Origin of the sequence: Paludibaculum fermentans (assembly GCF_051172195.1) — a bacterium.
Classification (GTDB): domain Bacteria; phylum Acidobacteriota; class Terriglobia; order Bryobacterales; family Bryobacteraceae; genus Paludibaculum; species Paludibaculum fermentans_A.
In genome coordinates, this window is record NZ_JBPJAQ010000013.1 from 1 (window position 1) to 3389 (window position 3389).

The 3389-nt window shown below is 63.0% G+C and carries 2 protein-coding genes; one reads left to right on the plus strand and one right to left on the minus strand.

What is annotated here, in order from left to right; translation table 11 throughout:
* Window positions 1-285: 285 nt before the first annotated feature.
* Window positions 286-1221: a PKD domain-containing protein gene (locus tag ACR9Y2_RS40215; protein WP_435047574.1), complete on the minus strand. Its 936-nt coding sequence runs from the start codon at window positions 1219-1221 to the stop codon at window positions 286-288.
* A 132-nt stretch (window positions 1222-1353) separates the two neighbouring features.
* On the opposite strand from ACR9Y2_RS40215, the gene ACR9Y2_RS40220 reads away from it, so the two are divergent.
* Complete coding sequence (locus tag ACR9Y2_RS40220) at window positions 1354-3201, plus strand: winged helix-turn-helix domain-containing protein (protein ID WP_435047575.1); 1848 nt, start codon at window positions 1354-1356, stop codon at window positions 3199-3201.
* Window positions 3202-3389: the final 188 nt, after the last annotated feature.

A 3389-nucleotide genomic window follows, 5' to 3' on the forward strand; every position in this document is an offset into this window, starting at 1 on the left:
GATGCTCCGAATGGGATCTGGTTCACTGGTAGACCGAAGACGGGGCGGTAGTGCGATTCCGCGTTCGCTGGAGGGCCACGCAACCGGCCAACTGGCATCGGAGCGCGGACCACGGCCTATTGGATTCGTTGGCCACAAAGCATCCGTGGGAACCGGCCCGGGGTGATTGCAGATTTCGCAGATCACGCAGTGGCCGCGGGGCGGCGTGCCGCGCCTACCGGGTGTCGAGCCGGTTCCGGTTGGATTGCTCCGATTGGGGTCAGGTTTGCCGTGGCCGGCGCAGCGTCAGTTGCCCTGGTAGTTGACCATCACGAAGTCGGTCGACGACTTTCCGGCTGAATCCGTGACGGTGAGTTCGAAGAAGTAGGCGGCCCGGCCTTGCGCAAACTGCACGCTCGGTGTGGGTGTGGTTGCACCCAGGATGGCCGCCGAGGGGCTGCCCGCGGGAATGGTCCAGAGGTAGGTCAGCGGGTTTCCGTCCGCACTGGTGGACTTCGAGCCGTCCAGTTGAATCTGGCGGGCGACCACGGTTTGATCCTTCGGCCCGGCCACGGCGAGCGTCTGCTGCGCCGGTCCGCCGATTGCGACGCAGGTGCCGGACTCAGCAACCCCGACGCCCGCTTCGAAGCAGGTCATCCCGTTCGGCATCAGGTCTTTGAAATTGAACGACTGTCCGTTCAGGGTGAAGGAGGTCGCCGACACGAGTTCGGCTCCGCTGATCATGGTGCCGGAGTTGCCTTCATCCGGGCTTTGGAAGATGCCCGCTTTCCGGATGAACGTGGCCACGGGTTCTCCCCAGGTGGACCGGTTGGTGGGATCGGACCAGTTCCGCTGGGCGGGCTGGTCTTTGTAGTAGACGGTGGCGGTTCCCGCCGGCACGAGCATCAGGGTGAAGCCGCCGGCCGTGGAGGAGACCACTTCGGCGTTGTAGTCGGAAACCCAGATGAGAAAGGCGTGTTCCTTGTTGACAGCCGGGCCCTGGCCACCGGCCGACGGCGCGAACAAGGACGCCGGGTCCAGATCGCCGAGCAGCAGGGGGTACCAAACGCAGATATATGGTTCTTTGGGGTTTTTGGGTGTCTCGGTGGAAACCGGCACGCCCGAAAAGGCGACGACCACCTGACCCGCGCCGGCGGGTGAGGTGAGGTTGCCGGTGGCCAACAGTGAGGGCGATGCAGCCAGGAGCAGGGCTCCCAGCACTACGGTGGTTGAGAATCTCATATCAATCTCCCTGTGAGTGGACTAGAATTTGTACGAATCCAGATCTGAAGGTCTGTTTCCTGCGAACCAGCACGGGAACAGTATTGCGGGGGATGGCCGGGAGAGTCTTGACGGAAACTTGGTGTTTTCCTGATGAAATCTGACCGGACATTGTCGAGTTCGGGCCGTCGAATCGCCGTCTCTGGAGGCCCAGCGCAGCCCGCGGAGGCGGCCGAGCCGCAAGCCTACGTGTTCGGCCCGTTCCGGCTGGTGCCTGGCGAACGCATGCTGCGGCGGGGCGATCAGGTTCTGAACCTCCCACACAAGGCCTTTGAGACCCTGCTGCTGCTGGTACGCAACTCGGGCCACCTGATGCGGAAAGACGATCTGATGTCGGCGCTGTGGCCGGACAGCTTTGTTGAAGAGGTCAGCCTGGCCAGCAAGATCTCACTCCTGCGCAGGGTTCTTGGGGATGCCGGGGCCGAGTGCGATTACATTCAAACGGTTCCCAAGCAGGGGTATCGCTTTCTTGCTCCGGTGACCAGAACCTGGGCTTCCGGCCAGGAATTGGACGGTCCCCATCCGGCTGAGGAGGAGCGACGGGTCGAACACGTCATACGGCTGATCGCGCTTCCGTTTAGTGTGCTGAACGGCGACGAACGGGCCGGTTTCCTGGGACACAGTCTGCCGGAGGCGATCTCGGCGTCACTGGCCGGGCTGCGCTCGTTGACGGTCCGTTCCAGCCTGGTGGCGGCGCGTTTGTCAGAAGGCAACCCGGACCCCAGAAGCATCGCGCGCGAGGCGGATGTAGACATGGTGCTGGCGGGGAGCATTCTGTGCGAGACCGAGCAGGTGCGAGTTACCGGGGAACTGATTCACGCACCCTCCGGCACGGTAGTTGGCTCCTACGTGTGCAATGCAAGGCTCGACAACCTGATCGAGGTTCAGGACAGAATTGTGCACGGAATAGTGGATTCGTTGGTGCTGAAGCTGACTGAGCACGAGCGGCGTGTTCTGGACCACGATGTACCGGCGTCTTCCAGAGCCTATGAGTTCTACCTGCGGGCAAACTATGTGCAGCGCCAGCGGACTTCTGAGAGCCTGTCGATCGCGCGGGACCTATATCGAGAATGCCTGGACGAGGACCCGGATTATGCACCGGCCTGGGCGCGACTGGGCAGGTGCTATCGAACGCTGGAGAAGTTCGGCTGGGAGGGACCACAGAGCCTGGAACTGGCAAAGTGGGCATTCCACCGGGCCTTTGCGTTGAGTCCTGACCTGTCCCTTGCCCACAATCTGTACACTCCCCTGGAGACAGATATGGGGCAAGCGCAGGCGGCGATGGTGCGCCTGCTGAAGCAAGAGGCGCGGCGTCCCAACGATCCCGAGCTGTTCACGGGCCTGATCCAGGCGTGCCGTTACTGCGGCCTGTTAGATGAATCGGTGAGAGCGCATCACAGGGCGCGGCAGCTCGATTCGAGGATCGTGACCGGGGTAGCCGGCACGTATTTCCTGCTGGGGGACTATGAGCGCACGCTCGAGTGGTATGCCCTGGGCGCCAGATACTATCTGGATCTGGCAGCGCTGGCTGCCGCAGGGCGGGAGGCCGAGGCCGCTGAGGCGCTGCTGGGCCGTACTTCTCCGGGCGGGCAGTTTCCCGCCATGATGGAGTCGCTCCGCTACTCTCTTCAGGGAGACCACGCCAGGAGTATTGAAATCGTCAGGAAGGCCCTGGAGTGGCGGCCGACAAAAGATCCGGAAGCGAAGTTCTACCTGGCGCGGCAGTTGGCGCGAGAGGGGGAACATGCCGAGGCATTGAGTGCGATCAGCGAACTGACGAGAGAGGGGTTCTGCTGCTCCACAGCCATGAGATGCGATCCCTGGCTCCAGCCACTTTCCGGGTTGCTGAACTTCCAGGGCGTCCTGGATGAGGTTCTGAGGCGTGAGGCGGACGCGCGAGCGGCATTCCAGGGGGCGGACGGAGACCGGGTTCTAGGGTAACCGGCGCAGGTTGAGCCGGGCAGTCAGAGACAGATGGCAGGGCGGCCCTGCCGGCATTGTTGATGGAATTGGGGATGGCGCGATCATCGCGGCCGATCCGAAGCGTACTCGCTGAGCGGGCCTTACGGGAGGGGGACAGGGAGGGGGACAGCCTGAGAGCCTGTCGGAAATAGATTGCGCCCCGCCGT